The organism is Nocardia sp. NBC_01329, from assembly GCF_035956715.1.
Classification (GTDB): Bacteria; Actinomycetota; Actinomycetes; order Mycobacteriales; family Mycobacteriaceae; genus Nocardia.
Genome location: NZ_CP108381.1, coordinates 5,707,549 through 5,727,205, shown reverse-complemented (window position 1 = coordinate 5,727,205; position 19,657 = coordinate 5,707,549). Strand labels below are relative to the sequence as shown.

Annotated in this window: 17 protein-coding genes; 8 read left to right on the top strand and 9 right to left on the bottom strand. The window is 67.6% G+C overall.

Annotated elements, in window-relative coordinates:
* The first annotated feature begins 68 nt into the window (after positions 1-68).
* The gene (locus tag OG405_RS25975; protein ID WP_327149028.1) at positions 69-1,172 is read left to right on the top strand and encodes a DNA polymerase IV; all 1,104 of its coding nucleotides are present in this window, start codon (positions 69-71) and stop codon (positions 1,170-1,172) included.
* 89 nt (positions 1,173-1,261) lie between these two features.
* Positions 1,262-3,142, top strand: a complete 1,881-nt coding sequence (locus OG405_RS25970; RefSeq protein WP_327149027.1) for an ABC transporter ATP-binding protein — start codon at positions 1,262-1,264, stop codon at positions 3,140-3,142.
* 14 nt (positions 3,143-3,156) lie between these two features.
* Here the strand turns inward: OG405_RS25970 and OG405_RS25965 are convergent, their stop codons facing one another.
* The 7 genes from OG405_RS25965 to OG405_RS25935 all read right to left on the bottom strand — a co-directional run bounded on the left by OG405_RS25965 (position 3,157) and on the right by OG405_RS25935 (position 12,353).
* Entirely contained in the window at positions 3,157-4,764 is a 1,608-nt protein-coding gene (locus OG405_RS25965) for a molybdopterin-dependent oxidoreductase (protein ID WP_327149026.1), read from the bottom strand.
* Positions 4,765-4,890: 126 nt separating this feature from the next.
* Positions 4,891-5,742, bottom strand: coding sequence for an anti-sigma factor (locus OG405_RS25960; RefSeq protein ID WP_327149025.1), 852 nt, complete (start codon positions 5,740-5,742; stop codon positions 4,891-4,893).
* Positions 5,735-6,400, bottom strand: a complete 666-nt coding sequence (sigK, locus tag OG405_RS25955; protein ID WP_327149024.1) for an ECF RNA polymerase sigma factor SigK — start codon at positions 6,398-6,400, stop codon at positions 5,735-5,737. The genes OG405_RS25960 and sigK overlap by 8 nt, the downstream gene beginning before the upstream one ends.
* Positions 6,401-6,551: 151 nt before the next feature.
* Complete coding sequence (locus OG405_RS25950; RefSeq protein ID WP_327149023.1) at positions 6,552-7,199, bottom strand: fasciclin domain-containing protein; 648 nt, start codon at positions 7,197-7,199, stop codon at positions 6,552-6,554.
* A 182-nt stretch (positions 7,200-7,381) separates the two neighbouring features.
* Complete coding sequence (lon, locus tag OG405_RS25945) at positions 7,382-9,670, bottom strand: endopeptidase La (protein WP_327152526.1); 2,289 nt, start codon at positions 9,668-9,670, stop codon at positions 7,382-7,384.
* A 167-nt stretch (positions 9,671-9,837) separates the two neighbouring features.
* Complete coding sequence (locus tag OG405_RS25940) at positions 9,838-11,553, bottom strand: thiamine pyrophosphate-binding protein (RefSeq protein ID WP_327149022.1); 1,716 nt, start codon at positions 11,551-11,553, stop codon at positions 9,838-9,840.
* The gene (locus tag OG405_RS25935) at positions 11,550-12,353 is read right to left on the bottom strand and encodes a cyclase family protein (protein ID WP_327149021.1); all 804 of its coding nucleotides are present in this window, start codon (positions 12,351-12,353) and stop codon (positions 11,550-11,552) included. The genes OG405_RS25940 and OG405_RS25935 overlap by 4 nt, the downstream gene beginning before the upstream one ends.
* Before the next feature lie 143 nt (positions 12,354-12,496).
* Between OG405_RS25935 and OG405_RS25930 the strand changes: the two genes are divergently transcribed.
* The 4 genes from OG405_RS25930 to OG405_RS25915 all read left to right on the top strand — a co-directional run bounded on the left by OG405_RS25930 (position 12,497) and on the right by OG405_RS25915 (position 16,205).
* The gene (locus OG405_RS25930) at positions 12,497-13,852 is read left to right on the top strand and encodes a hypothetical protein (RefSeq protein WP_327149020.1); all 1,356 of its coding nucleotides are present in this window, start codon (positions 12,497-12,499) and stop codon (positions 13,850-13,852) included.
* 131 nt (positions 13,853-13,983) lie between these two features.
* A complete protein-coding gene (locus OG405_RS25925) occupies positions 13,984-14,787 on the top strand; it encodes a TIGR03084 family metal-binding protein (RefSeq protein WP_327149019.1) in 804 nt (267 codons plus the stop codon).
* 368 nt (positions 14,788-15,155) lie between these two features.
* Positions 15,156-15,626 carry an SRPBCC family protein gene (locus OG405_RS25920; RefSeq protein ID WP_327149018.1) on the top strand — a complete coding sequence of 157 codons (471 nt, stop codon included), beginning with the start codon at positions 15,156-15,158 and terminating at the stop codon, positions 15,624-15,626.
* A 9-nt stretch (positions 15,627-15,635) separates the two neighbouring features.
* Complete coding sequence (locus tag OG405_RS25915; protein WP_327149017.1) at positions 15,636-16,205, top strand: ribonuclease H family protein; 570 nt, start codon at positions 15,636-15,638, stop codon at positions 16,203-16,205.
* A 471-nt stretch (positions 16,206-16,676) separates the two neighbouring features.
* On the opposite strand, the gene OG405_RS25910 is transcribed toward OG405_RS25915, so the two are convergent.
* Positions 16,677-16,895 carry a hypothetical protein gene (locus OG405_RS25910; RefSeq protein ID WP_327149016.1) on the bottom strand — a complete coding sequence of 73 codons (219 nt, stop codon included), beginning with the start codon at positions 16,893-16,895 and terminating at the stop codon, positions 16,677-16,679.
* Positions 16,896-17,166: 271 nt separating this feature from the next.
* Here OG405_RS25910 and OG405_RS25905 point away from each other — a divergent pair, with 271 nt between their 5' ends.
* Entirely contained in the window at positions 17,167-18,375 is a 1,209-nt protein-coding gene (locus OG405_RS25905) for a helix-turn-helix domain-containing protein (RefSeq protein ID WP_327149015.1), read from the top strand.
* A gap of 74 nt (positions 18,376-18,449) precedes the next feature.
* On the opposite strand, the gene OG405_RS25900 is transcribed toward OG405_RS25905, so the two are convergent.
* Entirely contained in the window at positions 18,450-18,638 is a 189-nt protein-coding gene (locus OG405_RS25900; protein ID WP_327149014.1) for a hypothetical protein, read from the bottom strand.
* A 158-nt stretch (positions 18,639-18,796) separates the two neighbouring features.
* On the opposite strand from OG405_RS25900, the gene OG405_RS25895 reads away from it, so the two are divergent.
* Positions 18,797-19,360 (top strand): hypothetical protein, encoded by a 564-nt coding sequence (locus OG405_RS25895; protein WP_327149013.1) that lies wholly within the window; start codon positions 18,797-18,799, stop codon positions 19,358-19,360.
* The last annotated feature ends 297 nt before the right edge of the window (positions 19,361-19,657 follow it).

Here is a 19,657-nt window from a genome sequence, read left to right as displayed (position 1 = left end):
GTCACCGATTTCGAAGGCCCGCGCCCGATATCCACCTTCTTGTCACCCCGGTGGAGTAGACCGGAGTGGTGGCCAGATGGCTGTTGCACGTAGACCTCGACCAGTTCCAGGCCGCGGTCGAGTTCCGGCGTCATCCCGAACTGCGGGGGCAGCCGGTGATCGTGGGCGGGAACGGCGACCCGGAGGAACCGCGCAAGGTCGTGACCTGTGCGTCCTACCCGGCACGGGCTTTCGGCGTACGTGCCGGAATGGCATTGCGGTCGGCGGCGCGTAAATGCCCGGACGCGGTGTTCCTGCCTCTGGATGTCCCCTGCTACGAGGAGGCGTCCGAGGAGGTCATGGCCCGGTTGCGTTCGTTCACCGACCAAGTGGAGGTCTGGGGGTGGGACGAGGCGTTCGTGGCAGCCGATACCGACGATCCCGAACAGCTGGCCCGGGCGATCCGAGCCGCCGTAGCGGAACTGGACCTCACCTGCGCGATCGGCATCGGCGACAACAAACTCACCGCGAAGCTGGCCACCGGTTTCGCCAAATCGGTCGGCAAATCCGGTGATATCGCGGCCGACCCGCCGGGAGCGCACGCGGGGATGTTCCGGCTCACAGCCGCCAACTGGTCGGCGGTGATGGCGCATCGCCCGACGAACGCGCTCTGGGGGATCGGTAGCCGGATCGCGGCGCGGCTGGCCGAGTCGGGAATACACACGGTCGGCGATCTGATGGCCGCCGACCGGGCCCGGCTCGCGGCCGAGTTCGGTCCGGCCAATGGACCCTACCTGTGGGTGATGGGCCGCGGTGCCGGGGATACCGAGGTGGTGACCAAACCGCCGCCGGCGGTGGGGCGCAGCAGGTCGGAGACCTTTCCCCGGGATATCGAGGATCACGCGGAGATCGGGGCGCAGGTCGCCCGGTTGGCGGCGGAGGTCGCCGCGGAGATCGCCGCGGCGGGCCGTATCGCGACCCGGGTGGCCGTCACCGTGCGCACCAGCACCTTCTACACCCGCAGCAAACAGTCCAAACTGCCCGAGCCCACCACCGATATCCCCACCATCGTCGAGGCGGCGCTGCGCGTACTGGATCGCTTTCCGCTGGATCGCCCGGTCCGGTTGCTCGGTGTCCGCCTGGAACTCGCGCCGGTCACGGAGATATCCGGTATCGATACCGACGAGTCCTGACCGATCGAAACTTGACATCAATATTGGTTGAGCTTTTAGTGTCGGTGCACTGGAGTTGAATCGGACTCCGGAGCGGAAGGACATGTCAGATGAGCATGGAATCGGTGGCCTGGGACCAGATGTACCGGCGCATGCACGCCCCGGAGGAGCAACGGTCGTTCAGCCTCGCCACAGCACGGCGCATTCTGCGCTTCGCCCGACCGCATCAGCGGCGGCTGATCGCCTTCCTGGTGCTCAGCGTGGTCTCGGCGGTACTGGTGGTCGCCACGCCACTGCTCGCGGGCCGGGTGGTCGACAATATCTTCGCCGGTTCGCCACCCCGGACGGTGATCCTCCTCGCGCTGGCCATCGCGGGGCTCGCGATCCTCGATGCCGGGATGGGCCTGGCCATCCGAGCGCTCTCGGCGCGTATCGGCGAAGGCCTGATCCTCGACCTGCGGACCGCAGTATTCGATCATGTACAGCGCATGCCGGTCGCATTCTTCACCCGGACCCGGACCGGAGCGCTGGTCAGCCGGTTGAACAACGATGTGATCGGGGCGCAGCGCGCGTTCAGCGACACCCTGTCCGGTGTGGTCGCCAATATCGTCACCGTGGCGCTCACCCTGGTGGTGATGTTCCAATTGTCCTGGCAGATAACCTTGCTCGCGCTGCTCCTGCTACCGGTATTCGTGATCCCGGCCCGGCGGATGGGCGACCGGCTGGCCGATATCCAGCGCGAAGCGGCGGGGTTGAACGCTTCGATGAGCACGCAGATGACCGAACGCTTCTCCGCGCCGGGCGCGACGCTGGTGAAACTCTTCGGCCGCCCGGCTCAGGAATCGGCCGAGTTCGCCCTACGCGCACAGCGGGTCCGCGATATCGGCGTGCGCACCGCGATGCTGCAAACAGTGTTCGTGACGGCTTTGACGCTGGTATCGGCACTGGCCGTCGCACTCGTCTACGGCCTGGGCGGATGGTACGCACTGCGCGGGCAGTTGGACGCGGGTGCCGTGGTGGCCCTGTCGCTGCTGCTGACCAGGCTGTACTCACCCCTCACCGCGCTCGCCAGCGCCCGAATGGAGATCATGTCCGCGCTGGTCAGTTTCGAGCGGGTGTTCGAGGTGCTCGATCTGCGGCCGCTGATCGAGGACGCACCGGATGCGCGGCCGGTGCCCGCCGGGCCCGTCGAGGTGGAATTCGACGATGTGCGGTTCGGATATCCTGCCGCGGATAAGGTTTCGCTGGCCTCCCTGGAGGAGGTGGCGACACTGGACACTCGCGGTGGTGAGGAAGTGCTGCACGGGGTGTCGCTGCGGGCCGAACCCGGTCAGCTCATCGCTCTGGTGGGTTCCTCGGGCGCCGGTAAATCGACCATCGCACAACTGGTTTCCCGCCTGTACGACGTGGATTCGGGCGCCGTCCGGCTCAACGGCACCGATATCCGCGAACTCACCACGACGTCGATACAGGAGACCATCGGTCTGGTCACCCAGGACGGACATCTGTTCCATGACACCATCCGGGCCAATCTGCTGCTGGCAGCCCCGGCGGCCGAGGAGGAGCAGTTGTGGGACGCGCTGGAACGGGCCCGGCTGAGCGAGCTGATCGCCGGCCTGCCCGACGGTCTGGACACCGTCGTCGGGGAACGCGGCTATCGACTCTCCGGCGGGGAACGCCAGCGACTCACCATCGCCCGGCTACTGCTCAAACAGCCGCGGGTGGTGGTGCTGGACGAGGCGACTGCCTCCCTCGACTCCACTTCCGAGGCAGCGGTACAGGCGGCGTTGACCGAAGCGCTCCAGGGGCGCACCGCGCTGGTGATCGCCCACCGGCTGTCCACAGTACGTGCGGCCGACCAGATCCTGGTGGTCGAATCCGGCGGCATCGTGGAACGCGGAACGCATACCGAGTTGCTCGCCCTGGGCGGACGGTACGCCGAGCTGTACCGGACCCAGTTCGCCGACGATCCGGCACCGGCGGCCGCGTAGCCTGGCGCGGACGGTCACCGGACGGTCACCGTCCGCGTGTGCCGGCCGGTCGCGCCGTCCGGTACCGGGTCGGCGCGGTCGGCGGTCTGTACCCGGCCGGTCCCGTCCGTCGCCCGAACCCGCAACGTATGCGAACCGGGCGGCGCGTCCCAGCGCCAGGTCCACTGACGCCAGGTATCCAGCGAATACTCCGGCGCCAGCTCGGCCGGTTGCCAGGGACCGTCGTCGACCTGCACCTCCACCGCGGCGATCCCGCGATGCTGAGCCCAGGCCACCCCGGCCACCACCGCCGGTCCGGGAGTGATGTTGCCGAATGCCGCCGGAACATCGATACGGGAGGCGGTTTTGATCGGACCGAGCGCCGACCAGCCGCGCCGAGTCCAATAAGCCCGGGCCCGATCGAATCTGGTGATCTCCAGATCGACGACCCATTTCGTGGCGCTGACATATCCGTAGAGGCCGGGCACCACCATGCGGGCCGGGTAACCGTGCGCGACCGGCAGCGGCTCACCGTTCATACCCACCGCTAGCAGAGCGTCTCGACCGTCGGTGAGTGCCGCGACGGGCGTACCCGCGGTGAAGCCGTCGGCGCTGGTGGACAGCACCATATCCGCGTCGGGCCGGATCCCGGCCTCGGCGAGGAGGTCAGCGAGCGGGTACCCGATCCAGGTCGCGTTGCCGACCAGATCACCGCCCACCTCGTTGGAGACACAGGTCAGCGTGATCACTTTTTCCACGGCGGGCCGCCGCAGCAGATCGTCCATGGTGAACTCGATTTCGCGGTCCACCATGCCGTGGATCCGTAGTCGCCAGTCGTCGCTGGTCAACGCGGGTAACCGCAGGGCGGTGTCGATTCGGTAGAACGTGTCGTTGGGAGTGATGAATTCGGTGATCCCCCGCACGGGCGGATCGGTTCCCAGCGGTACGGGCGCGGCCGCGAACTGTGGACGCGGGACCACGAACCGCCGCAGATCGGCGGTCACCGCCCGCGCCCGCTCCCCGGCCCACCGCCCCGCCGCCGCGGACCCCGCGGCGAGTACAAGAGCCCCGGCGGCCAGCCCCAGGAACCGCCGCCGCGACGCTTCGGCGCCGTCCGCACCCAAGCCCTCCTCGGTGGACACGAGCCCCGGCCCGGAACGGCGCCGCGGCGCCCGGGTGATCAGCACCCGGAGGGTGAGCACCCCGGCGGCGGCTCCCAGCAGGATCGGCACCGTGTAGGCCGCGGTCGCGGTCGGCCGCTGGAGTACCGCGATACCGACGACCACCGCGAGCCCGGCCAGCAGTGCGCTGCCATAGGGCCCGCGGCGTTCCAGCAGCCCCGCCGTCACGGCGAGCACCACCATCACCACACCCATACACAGGAAGAGGACGGGTTTGTCGCGGGTACCGAATTGTTCGATGGCGAACTCGCGCAATGCCTGCGGCGTGTGGTCGACCACGGTCGCCCCGGTCGCCAGGAAGGGCGCGGCCGCCGGGGCGATCAGAGCCGCGGCCAATTCACCGACACCGAGGACGACCGCGGCGGCCGCCAGACCGCTCAGCCCCGCCGCGAACCGTCCGACGGGGTACCGGGCCGCTGGGCCCGGCGCCGGGGAACCGGCCGAACTCGTCGTGTCCTGCATCAGCGTCCTCGTTCATCCGTCGGGGCGGGCGCCCCGACGGATGGGAATTCGTCACACCAGCCACTGCGGATGGTGTCACTTCCGGCCGCGGGGCGGAAGCCTCGGCAAACCCGGACCGGGCCGAGCTCAGCCGAGGGTGAGAGCCGCGATCGGATCGGTGGTGGGCGCGGGTGACCCGCCATCCGGCTCCAGCGTTATCGCGAGCTGATCAGAACCGGTGAACTCGGTGACGTACGGATCGCTCGCGCCCGGAAGCTCGGCCAGCACCCCGGCCGAACGCGGCGTCCCGCTCGCATCGATCAGCCACAGCTGATAGTCACTGCCGGGAGGCGGTTCGGGCGTCGCGTCGAAGGAAACGGTGGCCGCACTCAGCGCATCGGATACATGCACGGTGAGAATGCCGTCGGTGCCGATCCGGGTGCTGGTGGTCCGGGCGTCGGGCTGGTTCAGCACCTCCTGCGCGGTCACGGTCCCGCCCGGCTCGTCGCCGCGCTGCGCGACCACACCCACACCGACCGCGATACCGATGGCGACCACCACCGCGGCGGCCGCACCGAGCACGGCCCACCGGCGCGAAAGCGCCCGCCTACGGTCCCGGGCGAGAGTGAGTTCATCGGTGGTGCCGATGTCCGGCGGATCGGTCTGCGTGAGCCGGGTCGGATCGCTGATTTCGTCGTGCGGCGAATCGGACCGCACCGCGGAGCGGGCTCCGGGCGGGTGGTCGAGTGCCGCGAGAATTCGCGCCTCGATCCGGGCCGGGGGCGTTTGGGCGTCGAGAACCGACAGCGCCGCCATCGCTTCCCGCACCTCTCGGACGGTGCCGTCGAAGGAACGCGCGGTCTCTGGGTCGGCGGCACGCACACGCTGTTCGATCTCCGCCTCCTCGGCGGCGGCCACCGCGTCGAGGGCGTACGGAAACGCCAGGTCCAGCAGGTCGCCGCTGTTCTCCGGCGAATCGGGTGGTGCGGTATCAGGCATCGGAGGCAACCCCTGCCAGGCAGTTCTGGAGCCGCTTCAGACCATCGCGGATGCGGCTCTTGATTGTGGGTAGCGGAGATTCGAGGTGGTCGGCCACCTCGCGGTAGGTGCGCCCGCTGTAATAGGCGAGAGCGACCGCCTGCCGCTGGGTGGAGGTCAGTACCTCGAGACAGTCGCGTACCGCCTGCTCGTCGAGGCGCTGGTCCACCGTCTCGGAGACGACGTCGTGATCGCGCCCCAGATGGGTGTGCCCGTAGACGAGGTCCCTACCGGCGGCCGACTCCTCGGACCGTACCCGGTCGACCGCGCGCCGATGGGTGATCATCATCAACCAGCCGATGGCGCTCGACCGAGCCGGGTCGTAGCGTGCCGCCGCGGACCAGACCTGGAGGTATACCTCCTGGGTGGCTTCCTCGGCCGCCGCCGGGCTGCGCAGGATCCGCCGCGCCAGCCCGAACACGCGGGGACTGGTCTCCCGGTAGAACCGGGTGAACGCGTCCCGATCGCCGTCCCCGGCCGCGGACAGCAGGTCGGCGAGCCGACGCTGCGTCGCACGGTCGTCGTGTCCGTCGGTCCGGACCGAGCATGCCGCCGCATCGTCGGTTTCCGAATCCGCCAACCGGATCGGTCCGGGGCCGGACCCCGGCCGATTCGTCATGAGCGCGCCCTCGACTGCATGGCAAGGCATTCGCCGCAGCCCTCGGCCGGGATCGGTTCGCCGCCCGGGTTGTCGTCCAGATCACCGTGCCGAACACAACGCATCATGACGCCAGTCTGGTGCACTCGCCCTGCACACGCATCCGAAACAGTCAGGTCGGCGGCATGAGTACCTTGTCGATCATGTAGACCGTGGCGTTGGCGGTCTGCACACCGCCGCAGATCACCGCGGCGTCGCCGATCTCGATGTTCTCGCCGGTGCGGGTGGCCTCGACGGTTCCGCCTTCGACCGTGACGTGGTCACCGGCGATATCGGCGGGCGCGATCCGGCCGGGAACGACGTGGTAGGTGAGGACCTTCGTCAACGTGTCGGAATCGGTCTTCAGACTCTCGATCGTCGCCGGGTCGACCGCGGCGAAGGCAGAATCGACCGGAGCGAAGACGGTGAACTCGCCGCCGTTGAGCGTATCGACCAGATTCACCTTCGGGTTGAGCTGACCCGATACCGCCTGGACCAGTGTCTTCAGCATCGGGTTGTTCGAGGCCGCCACCGCGACCGGGTCCTGCGCCATTCCGCCGACCGAACCGGCCCCGCTGGGTACTTGGGCCGCGTAGTCGGCGCAACCGGGTCCGACGAGACCGGTGGCCGGTTCGCCGGCGGCCGGGGTGCTCGCCATCGGACTATTCGTGGCCGTGGCGGCGGAGTCGCTGGACGCGTCACCGGAACACGCCGTCGATCCCAGCAGGGCGGCGGTCGAAACGAGCGCCGCCGCAAGCACACCGCGTTGCATGCTCTTCATGGATTCCCATCACTTTCAGCCAGGCCGACCCTGTGCGGCCGCACCGCGAACATTGCAGGACGGAATTCGGGTGGATCGGCGGATCGGATGGGCGCGGGCCGGGATCGGGCGAAAAGAACCCGCTGGATACGGAACAGGCCGCGGTGGCTTCACCGGGAGCTACCGCGGCCCGTTCGCGTGGATCAGGCGCTGACCGCCAGGGTTCGGCTGTCCACGGCCGGTTCACGGACCGGTTCGATGGCGTGGGCGAGGATCTCGGCGACATCGCTCACCGGGCGGACGTCGAGATCGGCCAGCACATCGGCGGGGACATCGTCCAGGTCCGGCTCGTTGCGCGCCGGGATGAACACCGTCTTCAGCCCCGCACGTTGAGCGGCGAGCAGTTTCTGCTTCACCCCGCCGATCGGCAGCACCCGGCCGTTCAAGGTGACCTCGCCGGTCATTCCGACATCGGAGCGCACCGGGCGGCCCAGTGCCAGCGATACCAGCGCGGTGACCATGGTGACACCGGCGGACGGGCCGTCCTTGGGCACCGCTCCGGCGGGAAAGTGGACGTGCAGGTTCCCGTCCAGCACCGCCGATTCGATACCGATCTCGCCCAGATGCGACCGCACATAGGTCAGCGCGATCTGCGCCGATTCCTTCATGACGTCGCCGAGTTGGCCGGTCAGCGTCAGGGCACGTTCGCCGGCCGCGGTGTTGGCCTCGATGTAGAGGACATCACCACCCAGACCGGTGACCGCCAGCCCGGTCGCCACGCCCGGCACAGCGGTACGCTCCGCCGAATCCGGGGTGAAGCGCGGCCGCCCGAGATAATCCTTCAGGTCCCCGATATCGATGGTCAGCGCGGCCGCCGACGCATCGACCTCGGACAACCGGGTCGCCGCCTTGCGCAGTGCCTTGGCGATCAGCCGTTCCAGCTGCCGCACACCGGCTTCCCGGGTGTAGTCGGCCGCGATCTCGCGCAGTGCCTGGTCGGTGACCCGGACTTCCGCGGCGGTCAGCGCATTGCGTTCCAGCTGCCGGGGCAGCAGGAAGTCACGGGCGATGGCTACCTTGTCGTCCTCGGTGTACCCGTCGACCGTGATCACTTCCATCCGGTCCAGCAGCGGACCGGGGATGGTGTCCATGACATTGGCCGTGGCCAGGAACAGCACATCGGACAGATCCAGGTCCATATCCAGGTAGTGATCGCGGAAGGTGTGGTTCTGGGCGGGATCGAGCACCTCGAGCAGGGCTGCCGCCGGATCGCCGCGGAAATCCGAGCCGAGCTTGTCGACCTCGTCCAGCAGCACGACCGGATTCATCGATCCGGCTTCCTCGAGCGCCCGCACGACCCGGCCGGGCATGGCGCCCACATAGGTGCGCCGGTGACCGCGGATCTCCGCTTCGTCGCGCACACCGCCCAGGGCGACGCGCACGAACTTCCGGCCGAGAGCCCGGGCTACGGATTCACCCAGCGAGGTCTTGCCGACACCGGGCGGCCCGGCCAGGACCAGCACTGTGCCGGATCCGCGCCCGCCCACGACCGCCAAGCCGCGCCGGGCACGCCGCGCACGGACCGCCAGGTACTCGACCATCCGGTCCTTCACCTCGTCCAGACCGTGGTGGTCGGCGTCGAGCACGGCCCGGGCCGCCGCCACATCGGTGGAATCCTCGGTTTTCACCTGCCACGGCAATTCCAGCACGGTATCGAGCCAGGTCCGGATCCAGCCGCTCTCGGGGCTCTGATCGCTGGACCGCTCCAGTCGGCCCACCTCACGCAGGGCCGCTTCGCGCACGTTCTCGGGCAGGTCGGCCTGCTCGACCCGGGCGCGGTAGTCGTCGGCGCCGTCCGGTTCGTCCTCGCCCAGTTCCTTGCGGATGGCGTTGAGTTGCTGGCGCAGCAGGAATTCGCGCTGACTCTTCTCCATGTTCTCGCGGACCTCGTCACCGATCTTCTCGGTGACCTCGGCCTCGGCGATATGGGCCCGGGTCCAGTCGATCAGCAGGTTCAGCCGCTGCGCGACATCCGGGGTGTCGAGCAGTTCGCGTTTCTGCTCATCGGTGAGATACGCGGCATAGCCGGCGGTATCGGCGATGGCGGACGGTTCGGTCAGCTGGTTGAACGCGTCGACCATCTGCCATGCCTCACGCCGCTGGAGTACCGAGACGACGAGTTTTTTATATTCGGCGGCCAGTTCGCGGGTGCGGCCGTCGGCGGCGGGGATATCGACCGGTTCGGCTTCCACCCACAGCGCCGCACCGGGGCCGGTGACACCGTGCCCGATTTTCGCGCGCCGTTCCGCCTTGAGCACAGCGGCCGCCGCGCCGCCGCGCACCCGGCCGATCTGTTCGATGGTGGCGATCACGCCGTAGGCGGCGTAACCCTCGGTGAGTCGCGGGGCCAGAAGTACGGTCCCGGTCTTCGCGGCCTGCGCTGCGTCGATCGCCGCCTGTGCGGATTCGTCCAGTTCGATCGGCACGACCATCCCGGGGAGCACGATGGGATCGGTCAGGAACAGCACCGGAAGATTCAGTGGTGTAGTCACGAACACAACCTCCAATAGTTGAGCTAATCCCACTCAACTTCACCGGTATCGCCTTTGTTCCGCCTCCCGCCCCTGTTCGCCCAGGGCGAATAATCCGCAGATAATGCTCAGTGCCCGGCGAAGGCCTCCGCGAGCCACCACGCGCCGCCGTCACTGGTGATCTTCGCGTCGATCACCAGCGGCCGGGCCCGGCCGGTTCTCCGGTAGTCGGCTACCCAACGGCGCACGGCGGCGAGGTCGGCGACCGATCCGACCGTGACCCCGGTGGCCCCGAAACCGTTCGCGATGGCGGCGATATCTGTTTCGGGGAAGGTGACGGTGCCGTGGTCCGCGTCACCGAAGTGATGGACTTCGGCGCCGTAGGCGGAGTCGTTGTAGACGATCACCACCAGCGGCAGTTCGCAGCGCACCGCGGTCTCCAGTTCGGAGATCGCCATCAGGAAACCGCCGTCGCCCGCGCCGAGCACCGGAAGGCGATCGGGCCGCGCGAAAGCCGCGCCGACGGCGGTGCCCAGCCCCAGCCCGATCGACTGGAACGCCTGAGTGAAACAGAATCCGTTCTCGTCGGGCACCGACAGATGTGTTGCGGGATAGCCCATGAAGTTGCCGGAGTCGATCGAGACGATCCGCTGGGCGGGCAGTATCTCGTCGAGCGCGATCGTCAGGTGTCGCGGGTCGATCCGGCCGTCCCCGGCGGAGTCCTCCACCGGTACGTCCTGCCAGCGGCCGGTGCGCACGATCCGCGAAGCGACCTCGGCCGTGCGATAGCCGGTCACCTCCTCGGTCCCTGTTCTGCGCAGTTCGGCCAGCGCGTCGCGGGCGGCGGGTTCGCAATCGCCGAGTACCCCGAAATCGACCGGGCGGTGCGCGCCGATGGCGTCGATATCGTCGTCGACCTGCACAACCCGGGTATCGGAGCCGATGAGGCGCCCGTGCCGCGTGGTCCACATGTTCAGCGCACAACCCCAGCCGACGACGAGATCGGCGGCGGAGATCAACTCGGCCGTGGTCGGCGAGGCGAAGCCTCCGGAGATACCGAGCGCGAACTCGTCGCCGGCGAAGAGTCCGTTGGCCACGGCCGAGGTGGCGAGCAGAGCCCCGCATGCCGCGGCCAGGGCGGCGATCGCTGGTCCGGCGTGCCGGGCGCCGCGACCCGCGACGAAGACCGGCCGACGCGCGTCGCGCAGCGCCTCGGCCAGTTGCGCGACCGCCTCGGCACCGGGTCGTACCCGCTCCCGCGGCACGGGAGCCGCGACGGGCCCGGTCGCGGTGCAGGGTGCGGCGGCGATATCGATCGCGATATTGAGAACCACCGTGCGGCGCCGGGTCACCGCGGTCCGATGAGCCCGGATCACATCGGATACCGCGGTCCGCGCCGAGTACACCCGCTCGCTCACCGCACCCACACTCCTGGCCAGGGCCTCCTGATCGACCCGGAAATTGGACCGCAGCGCCGCCGCCGGGCTGTCCGCGGTGAGCACGATCATCGGGGTACGGCTCTTCGCGGCCTCACCGATCCCGGTCATGGCGTTGGTCAGCCCGCAACCCTGATGCAGTGAGACCACCCCGACCCGGCCCGACATCCGGGTGTAGGCGTCGCCCATGCTCGCCGCGCCGCCTTCGTGCCGGGCCGCGGTGAAGGGCACCCCGCCGCGACGCAGCGCATTGGTCATCACGAAGTTGCCGCTGCCCACGACCCCGAAACAGTGCCCGGCACCGAGATCGGCGAGTACCCGGCCCACCACATCGGCGACGGTCGGGCCGTAGACCACCGCGGCCGGGGCCGCGGGCGCCGGGGAGTCCGTCGAACCGGTGACGGTCATGCCTGTGCGCCGCTGCGATCGAGCACCGCGAGCACCCGCGCCGGGCTCCCGGTGCCGCCGACGATCGGCAGCGGGCTCACCACCAGCATCGCGCCCACTGCCGGCAGATATCCGAGGTTGCGCAGCGAGGTGAGACCGTATTTGTCGTTTCCGAGGAAGTAGTGGTGGACCGGGAAGGCGGGATCGAAACCACCGGCCAGGCCGGCGTCCACACCGACGGTTTCGACCCCGAGACCGGTGACCGACCGTTCGGTGGCCAGCCAGTGCGCACAGTCGACCGCCACTCCCGGTGTATGCGAACCGGTGTCGTCGGCGTTGAGGAATTCGGCCGCCGAACCTCCGCGCGACTCCCACCCGGTGCGCAGCAGCAGCCAGGTGCCCTCGGTCAACCGGCCGTGTTCCGCCTCCCAGGCCTCCACCTCGGCGATCGTGAGCAGATGATCGGGATCGGCGGCGACCTCACCGGTGAGGTCCAGGACGGCGGCGGGGCCGATGAGCCGGCGCACCGGGATCTGCGAGACATCGTCCCCGTCGCGCCCGGTGACCCAGTGCACCGGGGCATCGAGGTGGGTGCCGATATGTTCCCCGGTGTGGATGTTGTTGTGCCGCCAGAACGGGCCGGGCTCGTTGTAGGCGCTGACCTCTTCGAGACTGAAATCGATCAGATTCGCGAACGGTTCGGGCAGGCGCAGGGCCGGTGTCGAACTGCTCAGCGGAGTGGTCAGATCGATCACTTCCAACCGCCCGGTCGCGAGTGCGTCGAGGAAAGCGGGGAGTACCGAGGTCTCGGGGTTGCTCATGCCGGCACCCTATTCCGGATTTTCGCGGTGCGGCATACCCTCGCGAGGGCAGCCACTGCACCGGTGAGCCCTGATTGACACCCGGGACGGCCCGATGACAATGTGATCATTTCGAACACCGATCCGGCCAAGGGGAGCGCGCGATGATCACACTCTCGTCCGGAGTGTTGATCAACTGGGAAGAACTCACCGGTCAGAGCAAGTTCGTCGTCGATCTGATCAGTTTTCCGATATTCAGCGCGGCCGCCGGATGGCTCACCAACTGGACCGGCGTACTCATGCTGTTCTGGCCGCTGATGTTCCGCGGTATCCGGATTCCGGGCCTCGATGTGCTGTATCCCTATCTACCGCGCCGGGTCCAGGTATTGCCGACATTTTCCGAGGACGGGTCGCGGCTGGGTTTTCAGGGATTCATTCCGGCGCGCGCCGAGAAAATGGCGAGTATCTGTGTCGACAAAGCGCTGCTGCGGATCGGCAGCCCCCGGGATTTCATCCACGAACTGGATCTCGACGGTATCGCCGACTATGTCGCGGCGCTGGCCCGTAAACAGGTGAAGAGCATTGTCGACGAAGTGATGAACCGGGAGAACCCCGATCTGTGGAATGCCGTGCCCCGGGCGATGCGGCAACTGATCTATCAGCGGGTGGAACGGGAACTGCCGGAGCTCACCGGCCGGGCGTTCGATTCGCTCGGCGACAACGTCGATCAGCTCATCGACGTGAAGGGTTTCGTGATCCGGTATCTCCAGGAGAATCCGGAGATCCTCAAGGACCTCACCACCACGATCGCGGCGCCGGAACTGAAATTCATGGTGCGTATCGGCCTGCTCGGCGCCCCGTTCGGCCTGCTGCTGGCCCTCTACCTGCACATCCATTCCGATATCCCGGTCTGGGGCTGGATTCCGTCCTGGGTGATCGTGCTGGCCGCCTCGGCGCTCATCGGGGTCGCGGTGAACATCATCGCCGTGCGGGTGGTGTTCACGCCGGGCGATCCACAGCCCCGGTACAAGTACATCTGGAAACAGGCGCTGCTGGCCAAACGGCAGCCACAGGCGGCCACCGACCTGGCCCATATCCTCGCCTATCAGGTGCTCACGCTGCCCAATCTGTCCAACGAGTTGCTCAACGGCCCCAACGGCGACAAGACCCGGCTGCTGCTCGAACAGCTCATCTCCGACGAGATCCACCGGCAGCTCGGCCGGACGACCTCGGTGGTACGGGCCGCGTTCGGCCGGCGGCAGTTCGACAACCTGAAGGTCGGTGCGGCAGGTGCGGCGGTCGGCCTGGCCCCTTCTCTGGTGGAAGACGCCGATTTCATCCGGGAGCAGGCCGAGAACATCGACGAGTTCGCGGCCCGCAAGCTGCAGTTGCTGACTCCGGGTGAGTTCATGGAGATGTTCTACGCATCGGTCGAACAGGACGCCTGGCTGCTCTATCTGCACGGCGCCGCGCTCGGGCTGCTGGTCGGTGCCACCCACCTGCTGCTCTTCGGCTGGTAGAGCCTCCTTCTGACACACCTCGACAGAGCCTGCCTGCGCGCACAAAATCAAGCAAGCGTGCTTGTATTTTTCCCGCACCGCTGGAATGCTGAACCGCGCACGATGCCGTGCACGACGGAGGTGAGGGAACCATGGCCGATCTGGACGCGCTACTACGCGACCTCGCCGCGGAGAGCGCCGACCTGGAGAGCCTGGTCGCCGAACTGCCACAGCCGGACTGGGCTCGTCCCACTCCCGCGGCAGGCTGGACCGTCGCCCATCAGATCGGGCATCTCGCCTGGACCGACGAGGTGGCCGGGCTGGCCGCCACCGACGCACGAACCGGCGGCACCGCCTTCATCGACTTGTTGACCGAAGCCGCCGCCCGGGTGACGACCTTCGTGGACGAAGCCGCCGCGGCAGCCGCCACCACACCGCCGCCGGAACTGCTCGAGCGATGGCGACGCGGCCGGACCGAGCTCGCCGCGGCACTGCGTGCCGTACCCGGGAACGCGAAAGTGCCCTGGTTCGGGCCGCCCATGCGGCCGGGCTCGATGGCAACCGCCCGGCTGATGGAGACCTGGGCGCACGGCCAGGATGTCGCCGACGCACTCGGAATCCACCGCACGCCGACCGACCGGCTGCGTGCGGTGGCGCATATCGGCGCGCGGACCCGCGATTTCGCGTATGCCGTCCGGGAACTCCCCGCTCCCGCCGCCGAGTTCCGGATAGAACTGCGCGCACCGTCGGGCGAACTGTGGTCGTGGGGCCCCGAGAGCGCGGCCGAACGGGTTACCGGTCCGGCAGTGGATTTCTGCCTACTGGTCACCCAGCGCCGGCATCCCGAGGATCTGGCGCTGCGCACTACCGGCCCGGAGGCGGCGCACTGGCTCACCATCGCCCAGGCTTTCGCCGGCCCGCCGGGAAGCGGTCGTGAGCCGGCTCGGCAGAGCTGAGAAGGAGCCGGCGAGCGGCACACCAGGTTCCCGCGGCGGCCGGACATCGTTGGCCGGATGGGCACTCACGGCAGTGGAGTACGGCGCTCGCCGGCTCGGTGATAGGTACCCCCCGTACTGTCCCCGAAACCCCTCACCGGTCACGGTTGGACCACCAGCCCGTACCTGTTCGACCATGCTGTGACCCTCGTCTCGAGTATTCAGGCGGCTTGCACTTCCCCGCCTGGCCCTCACCTGCTCTGATACGCTCTTCGGACGTTTGGGCCCCTACGTCACATTCGGTGTCCTACGGCTATCGAATCTCCAACTGCCTGAAATAAAACGGAAAGTTATAGTATTTTTGTCGGGCAGCCGTGGAGGGAGGGCCCGTGGGCTTCATCAAATACGCGAGCGACGTAACGGCGCCGATCACAGTCGCCTTCGCTTATGCCGACAACCCCCTGTCCATCCCGAACTGGATGGCGGGAGCCCCCGAGATCACCCGGCGGGGCGATCCGGAGCGCGGGGTCGGCGCGAAGTACGAGATCCGATATCGGCTCGGCCCGTGGCATCCCGTCCTCCACTGCGAGATCGCCGAGCACCGTCAGGACGCCGTACTGGGTTACCTCCTGACCGGCCCCCTCACCGCCCGGCTGACCCTGCGTTTCGACCCACTCGGCCGCGGCCGCTCCGTGCTGACCACCGAACTCGACTACCCCAGTTCCGGCGGATTCACCGCGATCCTGCGCGATCGGCCGCGCGACGCGCTCCTGCGCCGGGCGCTACGGCGAAGTGAATCGCGATTGCGCAGGGCGATAGAGGAATTCCACGGTACCGATCTTGTCGGCCGACTTGCGTAGGGTACATCCATGATCATCGTGAGTACCGACGGATCGTGTCTGCGAAACCCCGGCGGAGCGATCGGTTGGGCGTGGGTCGACCACGCGGGTGGCGCGGAGAGCGGCGGCGCAGCATCGGGTACCAATCAGATCGCCGAACTACGGGCTGTACTGGAGGCGGTCCGAGCCCATCCGGGGTCGGACCCGCTATTGATCGAAAGCGATTCGCTGTACGCCATCAAATGCGCGTCCGAATGGCTGCCGAACTGGCGCAACAACGGCTGGCGCACCTCGAACGGGTCCGCGGTCAAGAACGTCGAGATCATCCGCGAGATAGACCACGCCATCGCGGGCCGTCCCGGCCCGGTGCGCTTCCGCTGGGTGCGCGGTCATGTCGGGAACTATTTCAACGAGCAGGCCGACGCGCTGGCCGGCGCCGCCGCCCGCAAGGCCGCGGCCTCGGCACCCGCGAGCCGAACAGTAACCATGGTCGCCCCGGTGACCCCCGAAACCTCCGCGGCAGCAGGGAAGGCCGCGGAACCGGTGGCTGTCGCGGCCGCCGAATACGCGACAACAGCGCAGGCGCTCCACCTGTTCTGAATCCGGCCGGGATGGGAACGCCCGCGCTGTTGTCGCCGTAGTACTCGTATTCCGATACCACCCGAATAGCCTCCGGCGGTGGTGGCTCGACCCACCGCCGGAGGCGCCCGGGCTCGAAAGATAGGCCTTTAACAGCGATTATGCCGAAACGGCATCATCGTGGATCACACGAAGTTGTGCCCGAAATGTGCCCACGGAGGAGGCGTCGAGCGCGGACGTATCCCCTGTTCGGGACAATATTGTCGGCGCCGAAAAATGATCGGCCGGGGTCCTCGATGGTGAGTACTCCGGCCATCTTGCGGGATCCCGCAAGGTCGTCAGCGGCGGCAAGCCAGATGACCTGGGGATACGCGCTCAGCGAGTACTCCGAGGGGAGTTGCTTGGAGAAACTCCCCTACTTGGCCCGGAACAGCGCGACGGTGAGCCCGGCCAGCCCGAGAGCGAGCAGAACCAGGGCAATATCGTGGCCCGTCACGTCAGCGGGCCGTCGAGGTCCAACAGTGGCCAGCGGTACCCGCGCGGGTAGGTCTGCATCGGGGTCACGAGGTCGCACAGATCGGTGATGACATGGCGCACCGGGTCGGCGTGCTCGAAGCTTGGCACGATGACGGCCGCAGGACTGTGCTCGTAGATGTTCTGCGCGATCACCAGAGCAGAGACCAGGGGCCCGGTATCCAGAACGATGCTCATCACTATTCGATACCCGTGCCGATCCGCGATGTCGTGAACATCGCCGCCGCGGGCGGTGACATCTCGCCGTACCAACCCGATCGCCTTCGGCTGTTCGCCGGCCATGTGATGCCCCTTGTCCCTGCTCCGGTGTGTGGTGGCAGCACCCGGGGTGAGCGTCGGGGATCAACTCACTCTGGGTGCCGATTCAAGGTTCGACCTGGCAAAGCCTGTGGGCTGCCAATTCCCTTGTCACACTGGTTGTCAGGGGGACGCCAGGATGGGAGCCACGATGAGCAGGAACACAGACCGTGGCGTAGGCCAGCGGATAGCAGACGAACGGAAGCTTGCCGGGTGGACGCAAGACCGGCTGGCTCAGGAAGCCAACGTCTCGGTGTCGCTGGTGCGCGCCGTGGAGCAGGGGCGGGCGCCGGCGTCGTCGGCGTTCGTGTCCTCGGCGGCGAAGGCATTGCGGACGAGTCCGGCCGAACTACTCGGCCAGCCGTACCCGCGAACGACACGTGACGAAATCGAGGTTTCCTCAGGTATCGCGTTGATCCGCAGCGAGCTTGCCGCGTACGACATTCCGCCCGCCGGACTACAGCCGCGACCGATCGAGGTGGTAGCCGCGGATGTGGAACGGATGCGGACCCTACGCCGGGCGTCGCATCTCCGGCAGATGTCTCAGGATCTGCCCGCGCTCATGACCGAAGTCCGGGCTTTGGTTCATAGCGAACAGAGCGGCAATCGGCGGCGCGGGTACCGACTGCTGTGCGAGATGTACTTGTGTGCCCGCGGTCTGGCGCACAAGCTCGGATACACCGATCTGATGACGGTGGCTATCGAGCGTCTCGGGTGGGCAGCCGCACGGACCGGGAGCCGGCTGTGGGTGACCTCGGCGCAGTACTTCCGGGCATCCGTCCTCACGTCGACAGGCGATTGGAACACCGCGCTGATGTACCTCGAGCGCTGCCGTTCCGAACTGGAATCCGAACTGGGCGTCGGCGATATCGAGCACCTGGTGAGCTGGGGCGGCCTACACCTGCAGTCCGGTCTGGCCGCGGCGCGGGCCGGGGACCGGGATACCGCGGACGCGCACCTGGGCGAAGCACGCGAGACCGCGGCCCGGGTCGGCGGCGCGGACTACCACGAACCGGTGTTCTACTTCGGGCCCACCAATGTCGGTATCTGGTCGGTCGGCCTGGCCGTCGAAATGCTGGACGGGACGGAAGCGATCACCCGGGCCGATGGCCTGCCGGTGCCGGCGTCCACCCCGAAATCCCGGGCCGGGCATCTGTATATCGACCTGGCACGCGGGTTCCTGCTGCACGGGGACCGGGCCAAAACACTCGATGCGCTCAACACTGCCCGCAAGATCGCCCCGATACTGACCCGGTACCACCCGATGGTGCACGAGACGGTGCGCGTGCTGGCGCGGCAGGAAGCCCGGAGCACGGAGAGCCTGCGCGGATTCGCGGCATGGTGCGGAGTCGGTCAGTGACGGTAAGCGACTGTGGGAATTGGTCAGTTCCGGCCGTAGATCGCCACGATCAGCCAGCTCACTGTCGACGACGTTCACGTCGACAACGACACCGTCGCGATCAAGTTCGGCACCTCGGCGACGACCGGATCGGCCAGCGTCTCCACAAGATCGGGATCCGGCCCCGGCAGGACCGCTCCACCGCATTGTTCATCCTCGCCGCCGAACTGTCCGCCGCCATCCTCGCTCGGGTACTCGGCGTCCACATTCAAGTCGCCGTCCAATGGCAGAAGGCATCAGCCGGCGACTGGGCCGCTTACGCCGCCGATGTCAGCCGCAGTGTCCCGGAGAACCAATGAAGCTACCTGTCACCATCCACCGAGCACGGCTCGGATCTACGGAGTTCAAGGTCATCCGACCCGCACAGCCCCTGGTCCACGCAGTGCTCATCGACCATGATCGGCACCTGGACACCTACCTCGATCAGGACGCCGCCCATCGCATCGGTGGGCTGTGGAAGCTCGCTGCCTCTTCACCGCGCTCGCTGGTCCACCTGCCGATGCGTGGGAACCGTGGCCCCTCCCACAAACTGCCGGAAGACGGCACACGGCAGCTTGATCTCGTACTGCTGCACCACTCGCTCCAGTTCGCACCCTCACGCTGGAAGGAAATACGAGGACGGCTCGGCCCAGGGCGTCCGCGGACCGTGACGCTGCCCGGCCCAGGGCACACCGACGAAGCCGTGATTGACCACGAGGCACGGCACTACCAGGAGAACCGGGATCTGTTTCACCAGCATCTCCACGCCGAGACCCTGTTCATGACCGGCAGCGCGAAGGTGTTCAGGGACACCGCCCAGCGCTTCTTCGACGTCGCCCGAAACGGTCCCGGATACGTCCCCGTACATCCGAGCGACCACTTCTGCACCGAACTCCACTCCAACGACGGCATTCTCGGCGACGCGCGCGAGATCCACATCGAGTACTGCGACCAGTGGGGCTCATGACCCCGACCGACAGGAACCCGCCGACCATGACGTTCAACGATCACCTCCAGCATCTCGTCGAGAAGGCCCTCGCATCCATCCCGGCCGCCGATGCCGGGCGACATCTACGCTGTCTCCTTCCTCATCGACAACGAGGACGACGACCCGCGTCAGCCGACCTTGACGATCGGCTACAACACTGAGGCTCAGGCCCGACGCAGCATTCAGGACGCTTCTGACCAGGCAGAAGCCCGTTGGAATTACGCTTTCTGGATCCAGAACGAGCTAACTGTGGTCGGCGACCTGACCAGCGACCCC